Annotated in this window: 16 protein-coding genes; 5 read left to right on the forward strand and 11 right to left on the reverse strand. The window is 61.4% G+C overall.

Annotated features, from left to right (window positions below; genetic code table 11):
* Positions 1–52 precede the first annotated feature (52 nt).
* On the forward strand, positions 53–697 hold the full coding sequence (locus ACA070_RS15450) for an MliC family protein (protein ID WP_497451883.1): 645 nt from the start codon (positions 53–55) through the stop codon (positions 695–697).
* Between the two features lie 11 nt (positions 698–708).
* Here the strand turns inward: ACA070_RS15450 and nirD are convergent, their stop codons facing one another.
* The 11 genes from nirD to ACA070_RS15505 all read right to left on the reverse strand — a co-directional run bounded on the left by nirD (position 709) and on the right by ACA070_RS15505 (position 13,869).
* A complete protein-coding gene (gene nirD, locus ACA070_RS15455) occupies positions 709–1,086 on the reverse strand; it encodes a nitrite reductase small subunit NirD (RefSeq protein WP_497451884.1) in 378 nt (125 codons plus the stop codon).
* On the reverse strand, positions 1,086–3,647 hold the full coding sequence (gene nirB, locus ACA070_RS15460; protein WP_497451885.1) for a nitrite reductase large subunit NirB: 2,562 nt from the start codon (positions 3,645–3,647) through the stop codon (positions 1,086–1,088). Before nirB ends, nirD begins: the two co-directional genes overlap by 1 nt.
* Positions 3,648–3,985: 338 nt before the next feature.
* A complete protein-coding gene (locus ACA070_RS15465; RefSeq protein ID WP_497451886.1) occupies positions 3,986–5,326 on the reverse strand; it encodes a glutamine synthetase family protein in 1,341 nt (446 codons plus the stop codon).
* A gap of 20 nt (positions 5,327–5,346) precedes the next feature.
* Positions 5,347–5,901, reverse strand: a complete 555-nt coding sequence (locus ACA070_RS15470; RefSeq protein ID WP_497451887.1) for a helix-turn-helix domain-containing protein — start codon at positions 5,899–5,901, stop codon at positions 5,347–5,349.
* A 25-nt stretch (positions 5,902–5,926) separates the two neighbouring features.
* Positions 5,927–7,216 (reverse strand): NAD(P)/FAD-dependent oxidoreductase, encoded by a 1,290-nt coding sequence (locus ACA070_RS15475; protein WP_497451888.1) that lies wholly within the window; start codon positions 7,214–7,216, stop codon positions 5,927–5,929.
* Between the two features lie 68 nt (positions 7,217–7,284).
* Positions 7,285–8,469 carry a patatin-like phospholipase family protein gene (locus tag ACA070_RS15480; RefSeq protein ID WP_497451889.1) on the reverse strand — a complete coding sequence of 395 codons (1,185 nt, stop codon included), beginning with the start codon at positions 8,467–8,469 and terminating at the stop codon, positions 7,285–7,287.
* A gap of 102 nt (positions 8,470–8,571) precedes the next feature.
* Positions 8,572–9,036 carry a MaoC family dehydratase gene (locus tag ACA070_RS15485; RefSeq protein WP_462027161.1) on the reverse strand — a complete coding sequence of 155 codons (465 nt, stop codon included), beginning with the start codon at positions 9,034–9,036 and terminating at the stop codon, positions 8,572–8,574.
* 21 nt (positions 9,037–9,057) lie between these two features.
* Positions 9,058–9,789 carry a hypothetical protein gene (locus ACA070_RS15490; protein WP_497451890.1) on the reverse strand — a complete coding sequence of 244 codons (732 nt, stop codon included), beginning with the start codon at positions 9,787–9,789 and terminating at the stop codon, positions 9,058–9,060.
* Positions 9,786–10,874 (reverse strand): AI-2E family transporter, encoded by a 1,089-nt coding sequence (locus ACA070_RS15495; protein WP_497451891.1) that lies wholly within the window; start codon positions 10,872–10,874, stop codon positions 9,786–9,788. Before ACA070_RS15495 ends, ACA070_RS15490 begins: the two co-directional genes overlap by 4 nt.
* Positions 10,875–10,952: 78 nt before the next feature.
* Positions 10,953–11,588, reverse strand: a complete 636-nt coding sequence (locus tag ACA070_RS15500) for a response regulator transcription factor (protein ID WP_134421877.1) — start codon at positions 11,586–11,588, stop codon at positions 10,953–10,955.
* Between the two features lie 4 nt (positions 11,589–11,592).
* Positions 11,593–13,869 (reverse strand): PAS domain-containing sensor histidine kinase, encoded by a 2,277-nt coding sequence (locus ACA070_RS15505; protein ID WP_497447346.1) that lies wholly within the window; start codon positions 13,867–13,869, stop codon positions 11,593–11,595.
* A 230-nt stretch (positions 13,870–14,099) separates the two neighbouring features.
* Between ACA070_RS15505 and ACA070_RS15510 the strand changes: the two genes are divergently transcribed.
* The 4 genes from ACA070_RS15510 (at position 14,100) to ACA070_RS15525 (ending at position 19,676) form a co-directional block, all read left to right on the forward strand.
* On the forward strand, positions 14,100–15,722 hold the full coding sequence (locus tag ACA070_RS15510; RefSeq protein ID WP_497447347.1) for an acyl-CoA synthetase: 1,623 nt from the start codon (positions 14,100–14,102) through the stop codon (positions 15,720–15,722).
* 121 nt (positions 15,723–15,843) lie between these two features.
* The gene (locus ACA070_RS15515) at positions 15,844–16,170 is read left to right on the forward strand and encodes a DUF485 domain-containing protein (protein WP_462027156.1); all 327 of its coding nucleotides are present in this window, start codon (positions 15,844–15,846) and stop codon (positions 16,168–16,170) included.
* The gene (locus ACA070_RS15520) at positions 16,170–17,840 is read left to right on the forward strand and encodes a cation acetate symporter (RefSeq protein ID WP_497447348.1); all 1,671 of its coding nucleotides are present in this window, start codon (positions 16,170–16,172) and stop codon (positions 17,838–17,840) included. The genes ACA070_RS15515 and ACA070_RS15520 overlap by 1 nt, the downstream gene beginning before the upstream one ends.
* A 63-nt stretch (positions 17,841–17,903) precedes the next feature.
* Complete coding sequence (locus tag ACA070_RS15525; RefSeq protein WP_497447349.1) at positions 17,904–19,676, forward strand: acyl-CoA dehydrogenase C-terminal domain-containing protein; 1,773 nt, start codon at positions 17,904–17,906, stop codon at positions 19,674–19,676.
* The last annotated feature ends 126 nt before the right edge of the window (positions 19,677–19,802 follow it).

Consider the following 19,802-nt stretch of genomic DNA (forward strand, 5'->3'; position numbering starts at 1 on the left):
GAGAGGTCCCACGGCAATCCGGGCATCACATAATGATCTGGGTAAAGCCAACATGAAAACGGTCACGGCCCCTTTCACCTGTCTGTTCGCTGCCAGCCTGTGCGCGGCGGCGAGTCTCTGCGCGAATGCAGCGTCCCCTCCCGGCATCGACTGCGCCCAGGCCAAGGCAAACGTCGAAAAGCTGATCTGTCGCGATGCGCAACTGACGCAGATGGATATCGAACTGACGCGTCTTTATCGCCTCGCGCTCACGGATGAACGTTCCGTTCCGCCCCCCGACAAAGTCATCATCGACCAACAGTTCTGGATCGATGCCCGCAATGATTGCGCCCCCGGGCCGGAGCTCAAGACGTGCATCATCCGAAGTTATGCCGAGCGCGCACATCAGCTACGCCAAGGCTCGGCCATTGTCAGAACCAAGGACCCGGACCGACTCACCGAAGGCCCGCTGGCTTTTCGTTGCGAAGGGTTTAACGCGCCGATTGCCGCCACCTTCTTCCACACGCAGCCGGGCGTCGTGTACCTGAAATGGGCGAACACCGCGATCACCCTGACCCAGGTGCAGAGTGACTATGGGGCCCGATACACCGGCAAGGATAAACAAGGCAACTACAGCTTCTGGCAAGACGGTGGCGCGGTGCTTTTCCAGAAGCCGGGCTCAAGGGAAATGAGTTGTACGGTCGAGCCGGTCAGTTGATTGTCCTGCTCTCAAACCACTCCGACTTCCACCACCCCACCGTTCAACCGCACCGGCCATACCCGCAACCGCTGTTGCGGGAACTCCAGACAACTGCCGTCCTCAAGCCGGAAATGCTGTTTGTAGATTGGCGACGCGACGACCAGATCGCCCTTGATGCTGCCAATCAACCCACGACCGATGACATTCGCCCCGGATTGCGGGTCATGGTTGTCGATGGCGTACAGGGTCTTGCCCTCCGCACCCGGCAGGTAGAACAGCGCCACTTGCGCGCCGTCGAGCCAGACGACCACGCCGGAGTTGCTGACCAGGTCCTGTTGCTCGCACACGGTTTGCCAGGCGTCGGTGTTTTCCAGGGAAGCGATGCGGCGGGTAGTGGGCTGGCTCATCAGGCAATCTCCTCGGTGACAGGGATAAGGTTCAGTTCGGCGGCCATGATCGGGCGTCGTTGACCGCGCTCCTGGACAAAGTGGATGTCCGGGTCCGGGCGTTTATCGTTGACGAAAGTGCGGAAACGCTTAAGTTTTTCCGGGTCCTTGAGGGCGTTGGTCCACTCGCATTCATAGCGGTCGACCACCAACTGCATCTGCGATTCGAGTTCTTCACCCAGACCGAGGCTGTCGTTGATGATCACGTCCTTGAGGAAATCGAGGCCGCCCTCCAGGCTTTCGCGCCAAACCGAGGTGCGCTGCAATTTGTCGGCGGTGCGGATGTAGAACATCAGGAAGCGGTCGATGTAGCGGATCAGGGTTTCATCGTCCAGGTCGGTGGCGAACAGCTCGGCGTGACGCGGGCGCATGCCGCCGTTGCCGGCGATGTAAAGGTTCCAGCCTTTCTCGGTGGCGATCACACCGACGTCCTTGCTTTGGGCTTCGGCGCATTCGCGGGTGCAACCGGATACGGCGAATTTGAGCTTGTGCGGCGAACGCAGGCCTTTGTAGCGATCCTCGATGGCCAGCGCCATTTTCACGCTGTCCTGCACGCCGTAACGGCACCAGGTGCTGCCGACACAAGATTTCACCGTGCGGGTCGATTTACCGTAGGCATGCCCGGTTTCGAAGCCCGCTTCGATCAGCTCGGCCCAGATGTCCGGCAACTCATGCAGTTGCGCGCCGAACAGGTCGATCCGCTGGCCGCCAGTGATTTTGGTGTAGAGGTCGTATTTCTTCGCCACCACGCCGATGGCGATCAGTTTGTCGGCGGTGATCTCGCCCCCGGGAATGCGCGGCACCACCGAATAGGTGCCGTTTTTCTGCATGTTGGCCATGAACGTATCGTTGGTGTCCTGCAGCGGCACCAGCGAGGCGTCCATGATCGGCTGGTTCCAGCACGACGCGAGGATCGAGCCCACTGCCGGTTTGCACACGTCGCAACCGGTTTGGCCACTGCCATGTTTGGCCAGCAGTTCTTCGAAGGTGATCACCCCTTCTACCCGCACCAGTGCATAAAGTTCCTGACGGGTATAGGCGAAGTGTTCGCACAGGCTTTTGTCGACGCTGACGCCACGGGCAATCAGCTCGTGCTCGAACACCTGCTTGAGCAACCCGGCACAACCGCCGCAGCCGGTGCAGGCCTTGGTTTGCGACTTGAGCAGGCCGAGGTCGGTGCAGCCGCCGTCGATGGCCGAGCAAATGGAGCCCTTGGTGACGTTGTGGCACGAGCACACCGTGGCCGACTCGGGCAACGCGCCCGGGCCCAGAGTCGGCGCGCCTTCGGACGACGGCAGAATCAGGCTGGCGGGCTCCGCCGGTAGCGCAATCGCGTTCTGCATGTATTGCAGCAGCGTGTCGTAATAGCTGTTGTCACCGACCAGCACCGCGCCGAGGACGTACTTGCCGGTCTCATCCACCACCAACCGGCGGTAGCTGGCGGTGGTTTCGTCGATGAACTGATAACTGCGCGAGCCCGGCGTGCTGCCGTGCGCATCGCCGATGGAGCCGACATCGACGCCCAGCAGCTTGAGCTTGGTCGACATGTCCGCGCCCATGAACGGCTCGGCGGCTTCATTGCACAACAGCGCGGCAACACCGCGCGCCATCTGGTAACCCGGGGCGACCAGGCCAAAAATGCTGCCGTTCCACGCAGCACACTCACCGATGGCATAGATATGCGGATCGCTGGTCAGGCATTGGTCGTCAATCACCACGCCGCCACGCGGGCCGACTTCCAGCGAGCACTGGCGGGCCAAGGTGTCTTGGGCGCGGATGCCGGCAGAGAATACGATCAGGTCGGCTTCAAGAAATTCGTCATTGGCGAAATTCATCCGGTAGCGATATTCCTCGCCGGCACTGATCGATTGAGTGCCGTGCGACAGATGCACGCCAACACCGAGACGTTCGATCTGCGCCTTGAGCGCACGACCGCCCTGCTCGTCCAACTGCACCGGCATCAGGCGCGGGGCAAACTCGACGACATGGGCTTCGAGGCCCAGGCTTTTCAGCGCGTTGGCGGCTTCCAGACCGAGCAAGCCACCGCCGACGACCACGCCACGTCGGGCATTGGCCGCCGCGGCACGGATCGCGTCGAGGTCTTCAAGGGTGCGGTACACCAGCCGCGAATCACCCTCGGCGCCTTCAATTGGCGGCACAAATGGATAGGATCCGGTGGCCAGGACCAATTTGTCGTAGGCGACGCACCCTTGCGCGGTGATCACTTCGCGCCGGGCGCGGTCAATTTCCAGGACCGGCACACCCAAATGCAAGGTCACACCCGGAGTCTGGTACAGCGAGGCTTCACCCAAGGCGAGCGATTCGGCATCACGGCCGGTGAAGTATTCGGAAAGGTGCACGCGGTCGTAGGCACGCATTGGCTCCTCGCTGAACACGTGCAGCTGATAGTGATCAAGGGCACCGCGCTCGATCAGCTGTTCAACACAATGGTGTCCGACCATGCCGTTACCGATCACGATCAGCGTTTGCAGCTTGTTCAACGCGGCCACATTGGAATTCATAAGAAGCACCCGGCTCAGTTCAAAAAGCAAAAAAAAACGCCTGAAACCTTGCGGTTCCAGGCGTCTTTGCCTGTTCTTTTGCGGTGTTGAAACCAGACGTCTCTGCCTGATCCACCGATGTTGCCCACGAATCGATCGTCGTTGACCGAGGGGGCTGCCCACTCGACTGCGTTCACGGTGGGCCTGATCGATGTAATGCAGCGATTGTGCCAAGCGCTGATTGTCGCGGTTTTACGGCTCCCGCCGGGGCTTAAAGGGTATGAACTCTGCAGTTTTTGCCTTGGCTTAGTGCATGCCGCCGCACGAAAGCTTTATTAAAGTGCATCGGCATGCCTGGATTACAGGTACCAGCGATACTCCCGCGCACTGATCTCCTGCATGAACGCCAGATGATCCTGGCGCTTGTTCTCGCAATACACGTCCACGAACTCCGCGCCCAGCCCTTCGCGCAGCTGTGGCTGATACTGCATGGCGCGCACCGCTTCGAGCATTTCCAGCGGGAAGTCGACCCCGCTGTTGCGGTCTTCGTTGAGTGGCTGGATCGGTTCATTGCCCGCTTCCAGGCCATGTTCGAGCCCCACCAGAATCGCTGCCAACACCAGGTATGGATTGGCATCGGCGCCGGACAGCCGATGTTCAATGCGCAGGTTCTTCGCATCCGATTCCGGAATGCGCAGGCACGCATCGCGATCTTCAAACCCCCAGCTCGCCCGCGTGGCGATGTTTGTCGTGCCGCCCAAGCGGCGAAAAGCGTTCTGGTTGGGCGCGAAGATCGGCATGCAATGCGGCAGCAACTCCAGGCAACCTGCCACGGCATGACGCAGCGATTGCTGCTGGTTTGCCGCGAGGATGTTATTGCCGGCAGCGTCGTAAAGGCTGACGTGCACATGCATGCCGCTGCCCGGGTGCTGCAAGTAAGGTTTGGCCATGAAACTGGCGCGGTAACCGTGTTTCAGGGCCACGCCACGGCTGCTGCGACAAAACAGGGCCGCCCAGTCCGCCGCGCGCAACCCATCATCGAGATGGCCGAAATTGATTTCGAACTGACCCGGGCCAAGTTCGGCGGTGATCACCGTGGTATCGATGCCTTGGGCCCGGGACGTCTCGACCATGTCATCAAGCACCGGGGCAAAGCGTGACAGGCGCTCAATGTGCATGTTCGGTTGATCATCGGCATCGTCGGTCAGGCCATCCCGGGGAAATTGAGGTAGCCCGTCGTGCAGCTTTTTATCGAACAGATAGAACTCCAGCTCGAACGCCACCACCGGATGAATGCCTTTGCCCGCGAGCCGGTCCAGCACCTGCGCCAGGACCTGGCGCGGCTCGAAAACGATCGGGTTTTCGGTACCGTCCGAGGTGATCAGCATCTGCCCCAACGGTTGTGCTTCCCAGCTCACCGGTTTGAGTGTGCCCGGCACCAGCCGGCGCAGCGCATCCGGGTCACCGTCGTTAAAGCAGTAATCGCCAATCTTGAACAACCCGCCCTGTGCGCCCAGCAGCACACAGTTTTGCGGCAGTTTCAGCGCGCTGCCGGCCGCGACCTTTTCCAGCATCTCCACGGGATAGCGCTTGCCGTAGAAGTGCCCCGGAATGTCCAGGGAAATCAGGTCGACGTAACGTACATCAGGGTAGCGTTGGCGGAAGGCTTGCACCTCGGCCAGCAGATCAGCGTCCATCATCGTTGGTCCTATTGTGGTTATCAGGTGTAAACCCAAAGCACTCGCGTGAGGTGCTCGGTGAGGTTGCCGTAACGGCAACGGGTATGGCTGTCGAACTGAAAGCTGTCGCCGGTCTGCAAGGTGACGGCGTCGTCATCGCCCAACCACAGCGTCAACTCGCCTTCGAGCACGTAGCCGCCCTGTTCCGAGCTGTCACTCAAGTGTCGTTCGCCACTGCTGGCGCCGGCTTCGAGGTGACTTTCGAGCATGGAAAACGAGGCGCGCATTTTCGGCGACACCAGGATGTCGGTGATGCCATTGGCGTAATACAGCGTGCGGCGTTCATCCGGCCGGGTAACCCACGGCAGTTCCTTGGGTTTCGGCAGGCTGTAGAAGTAGGTGGTCGGCACGCCGAAGGTTTCGCTGATCGCCGTCAGGTCGGCCACGGTGGGCCGTGACAGGCCGCGTTCGACTTGTGAGAGGAAGCCGACGGAACGACCGATCTGATCGGCCAGGTCCTTCAAGGTGTATTTCTTGTGCTTGCGCAGATCGTGAATAAGGATCGCCAGCGCAGCGATTTCTTCTTGCTTGTTCATGCATGGAATTCCGCCAAGTAATTCATCAAATGCTGTCGCGCAGTCGATACCACGCCTTGCCGATGGCTTCCAGCGGCGCCGCCAGGTATTTACCGCCGGGGAAGCTGCCGTTGCTCAAGCCCTGATACAGCGCCAATTCATCCGCCTGGCCGAGAATTGCGTCCGACACGGCGCGGGCGGCGGCCAGCGTCGGCAGCACGCCATGCCCGGAGTAGCCTTGGAGCCAGTAGCGATCACCCGTGCGACCGATGTCCGGTGTGCGGTTGAGCGTCAGGTCGATATGCCCGCCCCAGGCGAATTCCAGCTCTACGCCTTTGAGCTGCGGGAAAACCCGCTCCAGAAACGGCCGGGTCGCGCCGGCAATGTCTTTGGGCATGCCGCCCAGGTACGTGCAGCCACCGCCGAACAGCAGGCGGTTGTCCGGCGTACGACGGAAATAGTCGAGGACGAATTGATTGTCGGTCACGCAGGCATTGCTCGGCAGCAGCGCCGTGGCCTGCTCTGGCGTCAGGGGGGCGGTGGCGACCTGATAAGTCCCCACCGGCAACACGCAACTGGCCAGTTGCGGGTCGAGCCGGTCGAGGTAGGCATTGCACGCCAGCACCAGCACATCTGCGCGAATCGATCCGCGTTCGGTGCTCACCAGGAACTGACCGCCCTCTTCTCGATAACTCAACGCCTTGCTTTGTTCATGGATACGGCCGCCCGCACGTTCGATGGCGGCGGCCAGGCCGAGGGCCAGTTTCAGCGGGTTCAGGTGGGCGCCCTCGGGGTCATAAAGCCCTGCCTGGTAGCGGTCGCTGGCGACCCATTCCGGCAACTGCTCACGGCGGATGAACTGCAAGCCATCGTGGCCCCACTTGTGACTGGCTTCGCGCTGCCACTCGGTCAGCAGGCCGACCCGACGGGGCATGACCGATGTCCACAAATGGCCGGCGCGGTAGTCACAGTCGAAACCATGGCGAGCCGGCAACTCACGCAGTTCTTGCGCGGCCCAGCGCATGCCATCCCACAACCGTCGCGCGCGTTCGTAACCCAGCGCCGCTTCCAACGGTGGCATGTCGCACGACCAGCCAAGGATGGCCTGTCCGCCATTGCGCCCCGAGGCTGCCCACGCCACCCGACTGGCTTCCAGCAGCGTCACGCGTTTGCCGGCTAACGCCAGGCGCAACGCGGTGTGCAGGCCGCTGAAGCCGGCACCGATGATCACAACCTCGGTGGTTTGTTCACCGGCAAGCGCCGGCCGGGTGGTCAGGCGATCAGCGCAACTGTGGGCGTAATAGCTGGCGACATGCTGCGTGGACTGCTGAAACATACAAGCCTCATGAAATTATCTTTTTATAATTTCATGAAAAACTACAGCATAAATTTCATTCCGACAACTCACGCGTTCGGCGATTTATGCCAGGGATAGCCTTTCGCGCTAAGTTGAAAGGCGTACTCGAACAAACGCTTCATGTACTCGCCATCGAATTTCTGATTGCGCGGAAAATGAAAGTCGGCGCCGATGTACGCCAGATTGAAGTCCGCCCCATCCTGCTGGGCGATGCGGTATATGCGATCGAGATCGCTGATCCCCTGGGTCTGGATCAAGGTGCTGATGGCGCGCCCGCCGATGCTCAAGGTACGGCGCTTGGTTCCGGACCATTGCGGCACCAGTTTGCCGTTGCGGATCACATAGAAATGCCGTTCCCGACGTATACGCGCGCCGGTCACGCTGTTCAGCGCCATCACGGTGCCCGGCGGGTAAAGGAACACCTGAGTGAGCACGCCTCCGTCCACGTGCATTTCCTGAAACTGTTGGCCGTCGACCTCCACATCGATCATGACCGGTGAGACAGCGCCGGGAATGCTCATAGACGCGATCATGATGTTGCGAAACAGGTGCAGCGCCCCCGGTGCTCCGCTGGAGGCAATGGCGCCCATGTTCCAGGTGACGGGCCGCCCGGCATCCAGATCGGTGGTACCGATCATCAGCAGTCGTCCCCTGGCGTATTGCGCGGCGATGGCCGCGAGCACGTCGGCGGTGATGTATTTGGCAATAAGCCGCGCCAGTGGCTTGCTGTCCGCGATACCGTCGCTGGCCAGGCGAGTCAGCACACTTCGCGAATGGAACACGTCTTTTGGACCGATTGCACTGCAGATCCCCAGAATGACGCTGTCGTACTCAGGCCCCAGGTAAGCGAACGGGGCAACCAGGGCGCCCGCGCTGATGCCGGTGACGACCTTGAAAGCAGGTCGGCTCCCATGCAAGGTCCAGCCCGCAATGATGCCCGCCGCGAAGGTGCCGGCGTCGCCGCCCCCCGAAATGGCCAGGTAATAACCTCGTGGCAGCATGTCGGTCGGCAACTCCGAGTCGCCGAGCGCCTCGACCTCACGATCGTTGGCCAAAGTCGCGTCACGAATGAACAGCGTCAGGTCCTGGTCCAGCCAATAGCGCGCATTGGGGATGCCCGGGATGACCGCTTGCTCCGTCAGCGTTTGCGGCACTGCTTCACGGCGTTGCAGGCAGCCTTCACGCAACATGTTCATCGTTGAGGCGCTGGGCCTGGGCAGAAATGGTTTCAAAACGCCTCCTCCGGTCCCTGCCATCGACAGAGCACGCGCTCGACTGACTCATGAATCTGACCTCAGCCATCATGCGCGCGGCCCCACACCCATGACTACTTTTCAGTCGGGCGGCGGTCTTCGGAAGACCAGCAGTTTGCCGGTGGCTCGCTGCACCACCTTGTCATTTTGATTGAGGGTTTCCATGAACATCGTCACCACACCCCGGTCGGGCTTGGTGCTGGACGGGTCGATGGCCTGCACGGTGCATTGCAGGCGCAACAGGTCGTCGGGATAGGTCGGCGTCGGCCAGCTCAGCTCGATGCCCAAACCGATGATTCCGTCCGCCAGCGGCACGCTTTCCACCAGCAGCTTCATGGTCAGGGCGGCGGTGTTCCAGCCGCTGGCGGCCAGGCCGCGAAACAGGCTCAGCTCGGCGGCTTCAGGATCGAGGTGAAACGGTTGCGGGTCGTACTCCTGAGCGAAGGCCAGCATCGACGCTCGATGGACTCGCAGGCTGTCGCTTTCGAACTGCTGACCCAGGCTCAGGTCATCGAGGTAGAGTTTTTCCCAGGAATGTACGGTCATGATTCATCCCTCCGCGGAGTATTACGAATAGCCGAGTTCGCTGAGATCGATCGCCACCAGCAGGGCCTCCTTGTCAGCCTGGCCATCCTCTGCGCGTCGGTAGGCACGCCGCTTGCCGGGCATGCGCAGCCCGTCAGCTTCGATGTAGTCAGACACATATTGGGCGGCAGGCAGGCCACCACTGACGTCGGCGGTGTAGTCGTGTCGGCGAAGCAGGAAGTCTTCGCCGAAGTAGAAATCCTGAACGGCGCAGTGGGTGGCGATGCTTTCGGGGAAGCTCACCCGCAAGTGGCGCCAGCGCTCTGTGCCTTCTTGCCAGGGTTCGATTTCCTCGGTCACCACACCCGGCAAGGTGAACAGGAACGGCATGGTCAGGTAGGACCAGAGCGCATAGCCGTTGAAGTACGCGCGATGCAATGGATCCCAGGGGGTGTTTTCGTCGTGGTCGCGGAAGGATTCCCGGGGCGCCTGGCGCTCGGCAATCAGCTTACCGTCGGTGGTTTCGATGGCGATTCTGCCGGGTGAGTAGGCCGTGCGTTTGTCCGGGCCACCGAAGGGCGTTACCGAGGCTTTCTGTTCGTGCAGCCACACGGTCATCTCGCGGGGATCGCTGTCCTGGGTCAGCCCTTTCATCGCCCAGAGCCCGCCACCGGTCACGATAGTGGCGCGTACGGTGTTGAAGCTGTTCCAGCGGTCCAGACCACCGTGGGCGATCAGCACCTGATCCAGCAATTCATGGTCCTGCGCAGTCATAGTGGCGGCCCTCCTCCTTCCGGCGGTCGATCCTGCACCCATTGCCAGAATAATTGATAGCCGACGGCAAGCACCACCGGGCCGATGAACAGCCCGATGATACCGCTGGTGACCATGCCGCCCAAGGCGCCGATCAGCACCACCGGCATTGGCACGTCGACCCCGCGCCCCAACAACATAGGTTTGAGGACGTTATCCACCAGGCCGGCAACAAACACATAGATAGCGAAGATGATCGTCGTGGTGCTGGCACCTTCGGTGGCGAAGACAAAGCCAATCACCGGCAGTGTAATCAGCGACACCGGCAACTGCATGATCCCGAGCAGCAGCACCGCCAGGGCCAGCAATCCTGCACCGGGAATGCCCTTGAAGACAAAACCGAGGCCCACCAGCAGCATCTGGATGAAGGCGATGCCGACCACGCCCAGCGCGACCGCACGGATGGTGGCGGTGCACAGTTCGGCGATTTTCGGCCCCCTGGCTGGGCCGCTGACTCGCGAGGCAATCTGGACCGCGGCGCGGCTCCCGCCTTCACCATGGGCCATGAAAATCCCGGCAATGATCAAGGCGAAGATGAACGTGAGGAAACCCATGCCGACGCCGGCGAGTTTGCCCAACAGGCCCAGGCTGGCGTGTTTGATCTGCGGCACGTATTTCGCGGTCAGGTCGGGAAGATTGGTTGAGGCCTGCAGCCAGAAATCAGACAACGGCTGGCCCACCAACGGCCAACTGGCGACTGAGTCAGCCGGCGGCGGAATGTGAAAGCCGCCGCCCTTGACGATTTCCATCGCATGCTCGACGGAGTCGGCAATCGAGGTGCCCAGCAAGTAGATCGGCACCATCAGGATGACAATGGCGACCAGGATGATCAGCGTCGCCACGTGCCCCGGTTTGTGCGTGCCCCGAATCCGCTCTTGCAGCGGATAGAGGGTGATCGCCAGGATCAGCGACCACAACATCAAGTCGCGGAACGGGCTGAATATCTCGAAGCAGAACAGCACCAGGACGGCGATCAGCCCGGCACGAATCAGCACATCGAGCAGCGTGCGAGTGAGCGTTTTTTCGGAAAAGGTTGTGGGCTCCACGGATGCCTCCTTGCAGATCACTGCAACGGTAGCGGATCGGTTAGCCCAGCATAGACGCTCAATACCCGGCGCGAGGCGTCATCGCAATTTCAGCGGGTCGACCAGTTCGGCGGCAATGGCCATGCCGACCAGGTCCGGCAGGGTATTGGCCTGCATGCGCTTCATCACGCGCGAGCGATACAGGTCGACGGTTTTCGCGCTGACGCCCAGTTGCTCGGCGATTTCGCGGGTGGTGTAACCCTGCACCAGCGGCAGCAAGACATCGCGCTCCCGCGGGGTCAGAGTCAGCAAACGGGCCTGCAAGGCTTCGTGGCCCTGATTGCCCGAACGGTTGGCCGCGCAGTTGCTGAGCGCCTGTTGCACGCTGTCCAGCAACAACTGCTCGTTGTAGGGTTTCTCGATGAAGTCATGGGCGCCGGCCTTGAACGCGCGCACCACAATCGGCACATCGGCATGCCCGCTGACGAAGATGATCGGCAGGTTCAGCTCCCGAGCGCGCATTTCTTCCTGCACGTTCAAACCGCCCATGCCGGGCATGCGCACATCGAGCAGCACACAGGCATCGAGCGTGGCATCACAGGCACTGAGAAACTCCACGCCGCTGGTGAACGGCAAGGCCTTGAGCCCGACCGATTCCAGCAACCAGACCGTTGAGTCGAGCATGCCCTGGTCATCGTCGACCACATACACCACGTGCTCCGTCACACCTGCCATTGCATTATTCCTGTTGTTGTTTTGTTGGGCCGGCAAGCGGCAAGCGGCAACTCATCAGCAACCCGACCGGTTGGCGTCGGGCCTGCAATTCACCGCCGAAACCTTCGATGATGCTGCGGCTCATGGACAAGCCAAGGCCCAGCCCTTCGGCCTTGCTGGTATAGAACGGGGTAAAGATCTGCTCAAGTTCAGGCTCGCTGACGCCCGGCCCCTGGTCTTGCACGCTGATTTCCACGGATACACCACCGCCCTGCTCCGCCGCCATCACGATCAGCGAAGGTTGCCCCGGATGTCGTTCGCGGTTGGCGTCGATGGCATTGCGCAACAGATTGAGCAGCACCTGCTCCAGCAACACCCGGTCGGCATAAACGGGCGGCAGATTATCCGGCAGTCGATCCTCGATTGTCACTTGGCAATTACTCGCCTCCCACGCACACAAACGCACGGCCTCGCGGGCGACGTCGGTAAAATTCAGCGCCTGCATACGGCGCTGGCCCTTGCGCAGAAACGCCCGTAAACGCTTGATCACTTCCGAGGCATGGGTGGCGTGATGGGTGATGCGTTGTAGCCCTTGGGCCACTCTTTCGGCGGCCTGGGGATTGGTATCGAGTGTCTGTAAATAGCGCTGGCTGGCATTGGCGTAATTGACCACGGCGGCCAATGGCTGGTTGATTTCGTGGGCAATGCCCGAGGCCAATTCACCCAGCGTGACTAACCGTGCGGTGTGGGCCAGTTCGTCCTGATGGCGGCGCTGTTGCACCTCACGCAGTTCACGCTCGGTCATGTCCCGTGCGACCAAGGAGTAATAGCGCTCGCCGCCGGCCGAACGGTGCGCCAGCAGCACCAGCGACACCGGCACTGAAGTGCCGCCACCGGGTGGTTGCAACCGCGCATCGGTGCTCCACACGCCGTCGCGCTCGGCGCTGCTCCAGCCGTCACGTTGCAGGCGCGTCAGGTCAGCGCTGGAAAACAATTGCGCCAGGGCCGGCATCGGTTGTTCCTCGTCGATAACGAGGATGCGCCGCGCCGCCGGGTTGAGGTAAGTCACTTGCCCGTCAGGGTCGATGAACAGCACCGGATCGGTGTTGGCCTCGACGACTTCCGCCAGGCGCCGCTTGTTCTCTTCGGCTTGCACGCGGGCGGTGATGTCCCGAGATACGCTGACCACTTCGACCACCGCGCCGGTGTAGGTTTCACGAATCGCCCGGCTGGCGGTTTCGAACCACAGGTAATGCCCGGCCCGATGACGAATGCGGTACGTCATCGTGTGATAACCGTCCTGCTCCAGAGCGTCCCGGGCGCGCTGCACCAGGTTGGCGAGGTCCTGGCCATGGAACAGCCCCTGGGCCATTTGCCCGCGCAACTCCTCTGGCCAATAGCCGAGCAATGTCCAGGACGCCGGCGAGGCATCGAGAAAGCGCCCGTCCGGGGTGTGGCGGGAAATCAGGTCGGTGGTGTTTTCGATAATCAGCCGGTACAGCCGCCGTGCCGTGGCCGCTTCACGTTCGGCCAGCACTTGTACCGTGGCGTCGCGGCATCGGGCGAGCACGCGGTTGTCCTGGGGATCGGGGATAAACGTCCAGATCAGGATCTGCGCCTCGAACTGAGCTTCCACCCCTTCGATGGCACGCTGTTGGTCCAGGCAGGCGCGCACCAGCACCCGGTGATTCACCGGCAAAAAGCCCAGCACTTCGGTCAGCGGCTTTTCTGCGAGCAGTGCCAGCAGCGCCGCATTGAACTCCAGCGGTCGGCCCTGCGCATCGAGCAACAGACTCGGTTGCGGGTCGTGACCCAACAGCGGCGAACCCCGCAGCATGCCATTGACGCTGCTGAGCAAGGTGGTCAGCAAATCCTGCACCCAACCGAGCCAGTCAAGGCTCACGCCGTCACAGACTTCCACCAGCAACAGGCCTGCCTGCCCCGCCTGCAAGGCCAGATCAAACACTTGGCCATGGCTGATCGCCGCCCGGCGCAACCGGCCGGACAGCCAGCAATCGAGCTGCCGCACTTGCGCCAGGTCCAGGCGCCCTGTCTCGACCAGCCGATCAAACAGCAACTGATCGCTGGCCAGCGACGGATCGCCCAGGCCCGGAGGAAAATGCTGGGCCGCGCCCTCGTGGCTGTAAATCCGCGCATTGGGTTGCCAGCTGAGATACACCGCCCGGCGCACCTCGGGACATTCCTGCAACGCACGGCACAACGCATCAGCCCGGGCGGCCAGAGACACGCCTTCGCGTTGCAGGCGCAACCAGCTGTGCAATCGAACGGGGGTCAGGGTCATCACGGGTCCGCTTTGTCGGGGGAGCCAAGAATATACCGGCTCTAGAGGTATCGCCGCATTCATTTGGAAGCCGAAGAATCAAATATAGTACATCTACTATACTGCGTAGGTTGTACTTCCATATGCTTGGCAGATTGTTATATAAAGCAAGCCTGACAAAAAGGATGACCTCAGCGGCTACGCTGAACAGGCCATCCATAGAGCTAACAATCAGCCACCGAGTACCCGTCATGTCGATCTATGAACAAGGGCTAGGCCCTTCGGCTGTCAATCACATTGCCTTGTCTCCGCTCAGCTTCATCGAGCGCACCGCCAGCGTTTACCCCCACTACCCGGCCGTGATCCACGGTTCGATTCGTCGTACCTGGGCGCAGACCTACACCCGCTGCCGACGTCTGGCCTCGGCGCTGGCCGGTCGCGGCATCGGCATCAACGACACCGTGGCGGTGATGCTGCCCAATATTCCCGAGATGCTTGAAGTGCATTTCGGTGTGCCAATGATCGGTGCGGTGCTCAACCCGCTCAACGTGCGCCTGGATGCCGAAGCGATTGCCTTCATGCTGCAGCATGGCGAAGCCAAGGTGCTGATCACCGACCGCGAATTCCACGACGTGATCCACGCGGCCATCGGCATGCTCGATCACCCGCCGCTGGTCATCGATGTGAATGACCCGGAATACGGCGAAGGCCAGGCCGTCAGCGACCTCGACTATGAAGCGCTGCTGGCCGAAGGCGACCCGGATTTCGCCTGGCAATGGCCGGCCGACGAGTGGCAAGCCATTTCGCTGAACTACACCTCCGGCACCACCGGCAACCCGAAAGGCGTGGTTTACCACCATCGCGGCGCGTACCTGAACTCCCTGGGCAACCAGATGACCTGGGCCATGGGCAACCATCCGGTGTACCTCTGGACCTTGCCGATGTTCCATTGCAACGGGTGGTGCTACCCGTGGGTCATTACCGCAATGGCCGGCGTGCATGTATTCCTGCGCCGGGTAGATCCGCAGAAAATCCTCACCCTGATCCGCGAGCATCAAGTGACGCACCTGTGTGCTGCGCCGATCGTACTCAATGCGCTGGTCAACATGCCGGAATCGGCGAAAGCGGCCATCGATCACCCGGTCAACGCAATGGTGGCGGGTGCTGCACCGCCGGCCAAAGTGATCGGTGCCGTGGAAGAAATGGGCATCAAGGTCACTCACGTCTATGGCCTGACCGAAACCTACGGCCCGGTGACGCTCTGCGCCTGGCATGCCGAATGGGATGAGCTGGCGCTGGATGACCGAGCGCAAATCAAATCCCGTCAGGGCGTGCGCTACCCGACGCTCGAAGGCGTGATGGTCGGCGACTCGAAGACCTTGGAACCGACCCCGCGTGACGGTCAGACCATCGGCGAGATCTTCATGCGCGGCAACACCGTGATGAAGGGCTACCTGAAGAACCCGACCGCCACGGCCGAAGCCTTCGAAGGCGGCTGGTTCCACACCGGCGACCTGGCGGTGTGTCATCCCAACGGTTATGTCGAGATCAAGGACCGGCTCAAGGACATCATCATTTCCGGCGGTGAGAACATTTCCACCATCGAACTGGAAGGCGTGCTGTATCGCCATCCGGGCGTGATGGAAGCGGCTGTGGTTGCCCGTCCCGATGAAAAATGGGGCGAAACGCCTTGCGCCTTTGTCACCTTGAAGGCTGATCACCAGGACGTTCGCGAGGCCGACATCATCAGTTTCTGCCGCGAGCATCTGGCCGGTTTCAAGGTTCCGCGCACGGTGATCTTCACCCTGCTGCCGAAAACGTCCACCGGCAAGATCCAGAAGTACGTTCTGCGCGACAGGGCTAAAGCGCTCTAACCGAACCGACGTTTTACCTAACAAGCGGCAGGTGCCTTTACCTGCCGCTCAGGGTTCGTGCAGGCCGAATTCGGCTCTGCCCTGCCCCCGGACACATAACAAAAACAAAGTGGAGCCACCCATGATCGACATCCATTCAACCGATACCCAACGTTGCGAACGCATTCGGACCAACCCGAAATTCCTTCAATTGGTGAGCAGCCGTTCGCGCCTGGCCTGGTCGCTGAGTGCCGCCGTACTGTGCACTTACTACGGCTTCATGCTGGTGGTGGCGTTTGCCCCGCAGTGGCTGCATGCGCCGATCGCCGAGCATCGGATGTTGACCCTGGGCATGCCGGTTGGCGCGGCGATCATCATTTTTTCCTGGCTCCTGACCGGCTGGTACGTCTACCGCGCCAACACGCGCTTCGATGCACTGGGCGCCGCCATTCTCGAGGAGAGCAAGTGATGAACCTGTTCCGTAAACTCATCCTCGCCACTGCCGGTCTGTTGCCGGCCTCCGTCGTCTTCGCCGCCCCGACATTGGGCGCGGTGGAAAAACAACCGCTGAACCTGCATGCCATCGGCATGTTCTTCGTCTTCGTGCTGGGTACGCTGGCGATTACGTGGTGGGCCGCGCGGCAAACCAAATCCACCTCGGACTTCTATACCGCAGGCGGTGGCATCACCGGGTTCCAGAACGGTCTGGCGATTGCCGGTGACTACATGTCCGCGGCCACGCTGCTGGGGCTCTCCAGCCTGGTGTTCGCCAAAGGCTACGATGGTTTCATCTACACCATCGGCTTCTTCGTCGGCTGGCCGATCATTACCTTCCTGATGGCCGAGCGTTTGCGCAACCTGGGCCGCTACACCTTCGCCGACATCGTGTCCTATCGACTGGACCAAAACAAAGTGCGGATCTTCGCCGCGTTCGGTTCGCTGACGGTGGTGTGCTGCTACCTGATCGTGCAGATGGTCGGTGCCGGTCAGTTGATCAAGTTGCTGTTCGGTCTCGACTACCCGGTTGCCGTGGTGATCGTCGGTGCGTTGATGCTGGTCTACGTGATTTTCGGCGGCATGATCGCCACCACGTGGGTGCAGATCATCAAGGCTGTGCTGCTGCTCGCTGGCGGTACGACCCTCGCGGTCATGGCCATGTCACAGTTCGGTTTCAGCTACGAAACCCTGGCGGACAAAGCCGTCCAGGCCCATGCCAGCGGCTGGAACATCATGGGCCCCGGCTCAATGCTCGCCGACCCGATCAACACCGCTTCGATGTCCCTGGGCCTGGTGTTCGGGATTGCCGGCTTGCCGCACATCCTGATGCGTTTCTTCACCGTGCCCAACGCCAAGGAAGCGCGCAAGTCGGTGTTCTACGCCACCGGTTTCATCGGATTCTTCTTCCTGGTTGTCTGCACCCTGGGCTTTGCCGCGATGGTGATCATCGGCACCGACCCGCAGTACTACGTCAACGGTGAAGTCGGCGGCGCCTTGATCGGCGGCGGCAACATGGTTGCCATGCACCTGGCCAAAGCGGTCGGCGGCAACCTGTTCTTCGGTTTCCTCTCGGCCGTAGCCTTCGCCACCATCCTCGCGGTGGTCTCCGGGCTGGCATTGGCCGGTGCTTCGGCGATTTCCCATGACCTCTACGCCACGGTGTTCAAGAAGGGCAAAGCCAGCCAGAAACAGGAAATGCGCGTGACGCGCATGGCGACGGTCGGCCTGGGCATCATCGCGATTCTGCTGGGCATTTTGTTCGAGAAGATGAACGTCGCGTTCCTGGTGGGCCTGACGTTCGGCATCGCCGCGTCGACCAACTTCCCGGTGCTGATCATGGCCATGTACTGGAAAGGCCTGACCACCAAAGGCGCGATCATCGGCGGTTTCGCTGGCCTGATCTGCGCGCTGGTGCTGGTGATCCTGTCGCCGGCGGTGTGGGTCACCGTGCTCGGCCATGCCCACGCGATCTTCCCGTACGACCACCCGGCGCTGTTCTCCATGCCGCTGGCGTTCTTCGTGATCGTGGTGGTGTCGAAACTCGACCGCAGCGTGCGCGCCGACAAGGAGCGTGATGCCTACGCCGACCAGTTCGTTCGCGCCCAGACCGGCCTCGGCGCCGCCAGTGCTTCCGCTCATTGATTGAAAGGGCACGGCCCGCCGTTGCTGCGCCGTGCCCATCGCACACCTTTTGAGGTTCACGTTATGCCCGAATTCAACGCCCCGCTGCGCGACATGCGCTTTGTGCTGCATGAAGTGTTCGACGCCCCGGCCCTGTGGGCGCGCCTGCCGGCCCTGGCCGACAGCGTCGATGCCGCCACCGCTGACGCCATTCTGGAAGAGGCGGCGAAAGTCACCTCGCACCTGATTGCACCGTTGAATCGCAGCGGCGACGAAGAAGGCGCCCAGTGGCTGGATGGCCAGGTCAGCACGCCAATCGGTTTCAAACAGGCTTATGCCACTTACATCGAAGGCGGTTGGGTGGGCCTGTCCGGTAACGCCGATTTCGGCGGCATGGGCATGCCGAAGATGCTCGCCGTGCAATTCGAAGAAATGCTCTACGGCGCCAATTCCAGCTTCGCCCTGTATTCGGCGTTGAGTTCCGGTGCCGGCCTGGCGCTGGATGCCCACGCCAGCGAGACCCTGAAAAATCTGTATTTGCCTCCGATGTACGAAGGCCGTTGGGCCGGCTCCATGTGCCTGACCGAAGCCCACGCCGGCACCGACCTGGGGATCATCCGCACCCGCGCCGAACCTCAGGCCGACGGCAGCTTCAACATCACCGGCAGCAAGATCTTCATCACCGGTGGCGATCAGGACCTGACCGAAAACATTGTTCATCTGGTGCTGGCCAAACTGCCGGACGCGCCGGCCGGGCCGAAAGGCATTTCACTGTTCGTAGTGCCCAAAGTGCTGGTGAATGCCGACGGTTCCCTCGGCGAGGCCAACGCCGTGAGCTGCGGTTCGATCGAACACAAGATGGGCATCAAGGCCTCGGCCACCTGCGTGATGAACTTCGACGGCGCCAGTGGCTGGCTGGTCGGCGAAGCCAACAAAGGCCTGGCGGCGATGTTTACCATGATGAACTACGAACGCTTGTCCATCGGCATTCAGGGCATTGGCTGCGCCGAGGCGTCCTATCAGAGCGCCGTGGCGTATGCCCGTGAACGTGTGCAGAGCCGCGCGCCGACCGGTGCGATTGCCCCGGACAAAGTGGCGGACCCGATCATCGTCCACCCCGACGTGCGCCGTATGCTGCTGAGCATGAAGGCCATGACCGAGGGCGGCCGCGCGTTCGCCAGTTACGTCGGACAGCAACTGGACCTGGCGAAGTTTGCCGATGACGCCAAAGAACGCGACAACGCCCAAACCCTGGTCGCGCTGCTGACCCCGGTGGCCAAAGCGTTCTTTACCGACACTGGCCTGGAAAGCTGCATCAACGGTCAGCAAGTGTTCGGCGGCCATGGCTACATTCGCGAATGGGGCCAGGAACAATTGGTCCGTGACGTGCGCATCGCGCAGATCTACGAAGGCACCAACGGCATTCAGGCCCTGGACTTGCTGGGACGCAAAGTGCTCGCCGATAGCGGCGCCGCGCTGCGCCAGTTTACCGGTGAGATCCGTCATTTCGCCCATCAGCCCGACGCGCCCTACTCCGTCCAGTTGTTCGATGCCGTGCAGCGTCTGGAAGACTTGAGCGACTGGTTGCAGGATCAGGCCGCGACCAATCGCAACGAAGTCGGCGCGGCTTCGGTCGAGTACCTGCACCTGTTCGGTTACGTCGCTTACGCCTGGCTTTGGGCGCGCATGGCTCAGGTGGCCAAGCAAAAGCTGCACGAGGACCAAGGGTTCTACGGTGCGAAAATCGCCACCGCCGATTTCTACATCCATCGCCTGCTGCCGCGCATTTTGAGCCTGGAGCAATCCATTCGCGCGGGCAGCGCCTCCTTGTTTGGCCTGAGCGCCGAACAGTTCTAATGATTGAACCGCACGCGGCGCCACGCTCCTCTCGATTCGGCGTTCGCGTTTTTTTATTGATCAGCCCTCGCCCACCTGGCGAGGGCCGCGGGACCTGTCTTTCCATAATAAAAACAAAGGGGCTTC

The sequence above is a fragment of the Pseudomonas sp. LBUM1678 genome (assembly GCF_059695575.1).

What these genes read in the sequence shown, in the direction of transcription:
- nirD (WP_497451884.1), bottom strand. Translation starts at nt 1,086, where the DNA reads ATGAGCCAGCCCACTACCCGCCGCATCGCTTCCCTGGAAAACACCGAC.
- ACA070_RS15450 (WP_497451883.1), top strand. Translation starts at nt 53, where the DNA reads ATGAAAACGGTCACGGCCCCTTTCACCTGTCTGTTCGCTGCCAGCCTG.
- nirB (WP_497451885.1), bottom strand. Translation starts at nt 3,647, where the DNA reads ATGAATTCCAATGTGGCCGCGTTGAACAAGCTGCAAACGCTGATCGTG.
- ACA070_RS15505 (WP_497447346.1), bottom strand. Translation starts at nt 13,869, where the DNA reads ATGACCCTGACCCCCGTTCGATTGCACAGCTGGTTGCGCCTGCAACGC.
- ACA070_RS15470 (WP_497451887.1), bottom strand. Translation starts at nt 5,901, where the DNA reads ATGAACAAGCAAGAAGAAATCGCTGCGCTGGCGATCCTTATTCACGAT.
- ACA070_RS15500 (WP_134421877.1), bottom strand. Translation starts at nt 11,588, where the DNA reads ATGGCAGGTGTGACGGAGCACGTGGTGTATGTGGTCGACGATGACCAG.
- ACA070_RS15465 (WP_497451886.1), bottom strand. Translation starts at nt 5,326, where the DNA reads ATGATGGACGCTGATCTGCTGGCCGAGGTGCAAGCCTTCCGCCAACGC.
- ACA070_RS15490 (WP_497451890.1), bottom strand. Translation starts at nt 9,789, where the DNA reads ATGACTGCGCAGGACCATGAATTGCTGGATCAGGTGCTGATCGCCCAC.
- ACA070_RS15485 (WP_462027161.1), bottom strand. Translation starts at nt 9,036, where the DNA reads ATGACCGTACATTCCTGGGAAAAACTCTACCTCGATGACCTGAGCCTG.
- ACA070_RS15510 (WP_497447347.1), top strand. Translation starts at nt 14,100, where the DNA reads ATGTCGATCTATGAACAAGGGCTAGGCCCTTCGGCTGTCAATCACATT.
- ACA070_RS15515 (WP_462027156.1), top strand. Translation starts at nt 15,844, where the DNA reads ATGATCGACATCCATTCAACCGATACCCAACGTTGCGAACGCATTCGG.
- ACA070_RS15520 (WP_497447348.1), top strand. Translation starts at nt 16,170, where the DNA reads ATGAACCTGTTCCGTAAACTCATCCTCGCCACTGCCGGTCTGTTGCCG.
- ACA070_RS15475 (WP_497451888.1), bottom strand. Translation starts at nt 7,216, where the DNA reads ATGTTTCAGCAGTCCACGCAGCATGTCGCCAGCTATTACGCCCACAGT.
- ACA070_RS15525 (WP_497447349.1), top strand. Translation starts at nt 17,904, where the DNA reads ATGCCCGAATTCAACGCCCCGCTGCGCGACATGCGCTTTGTGCTGCAT.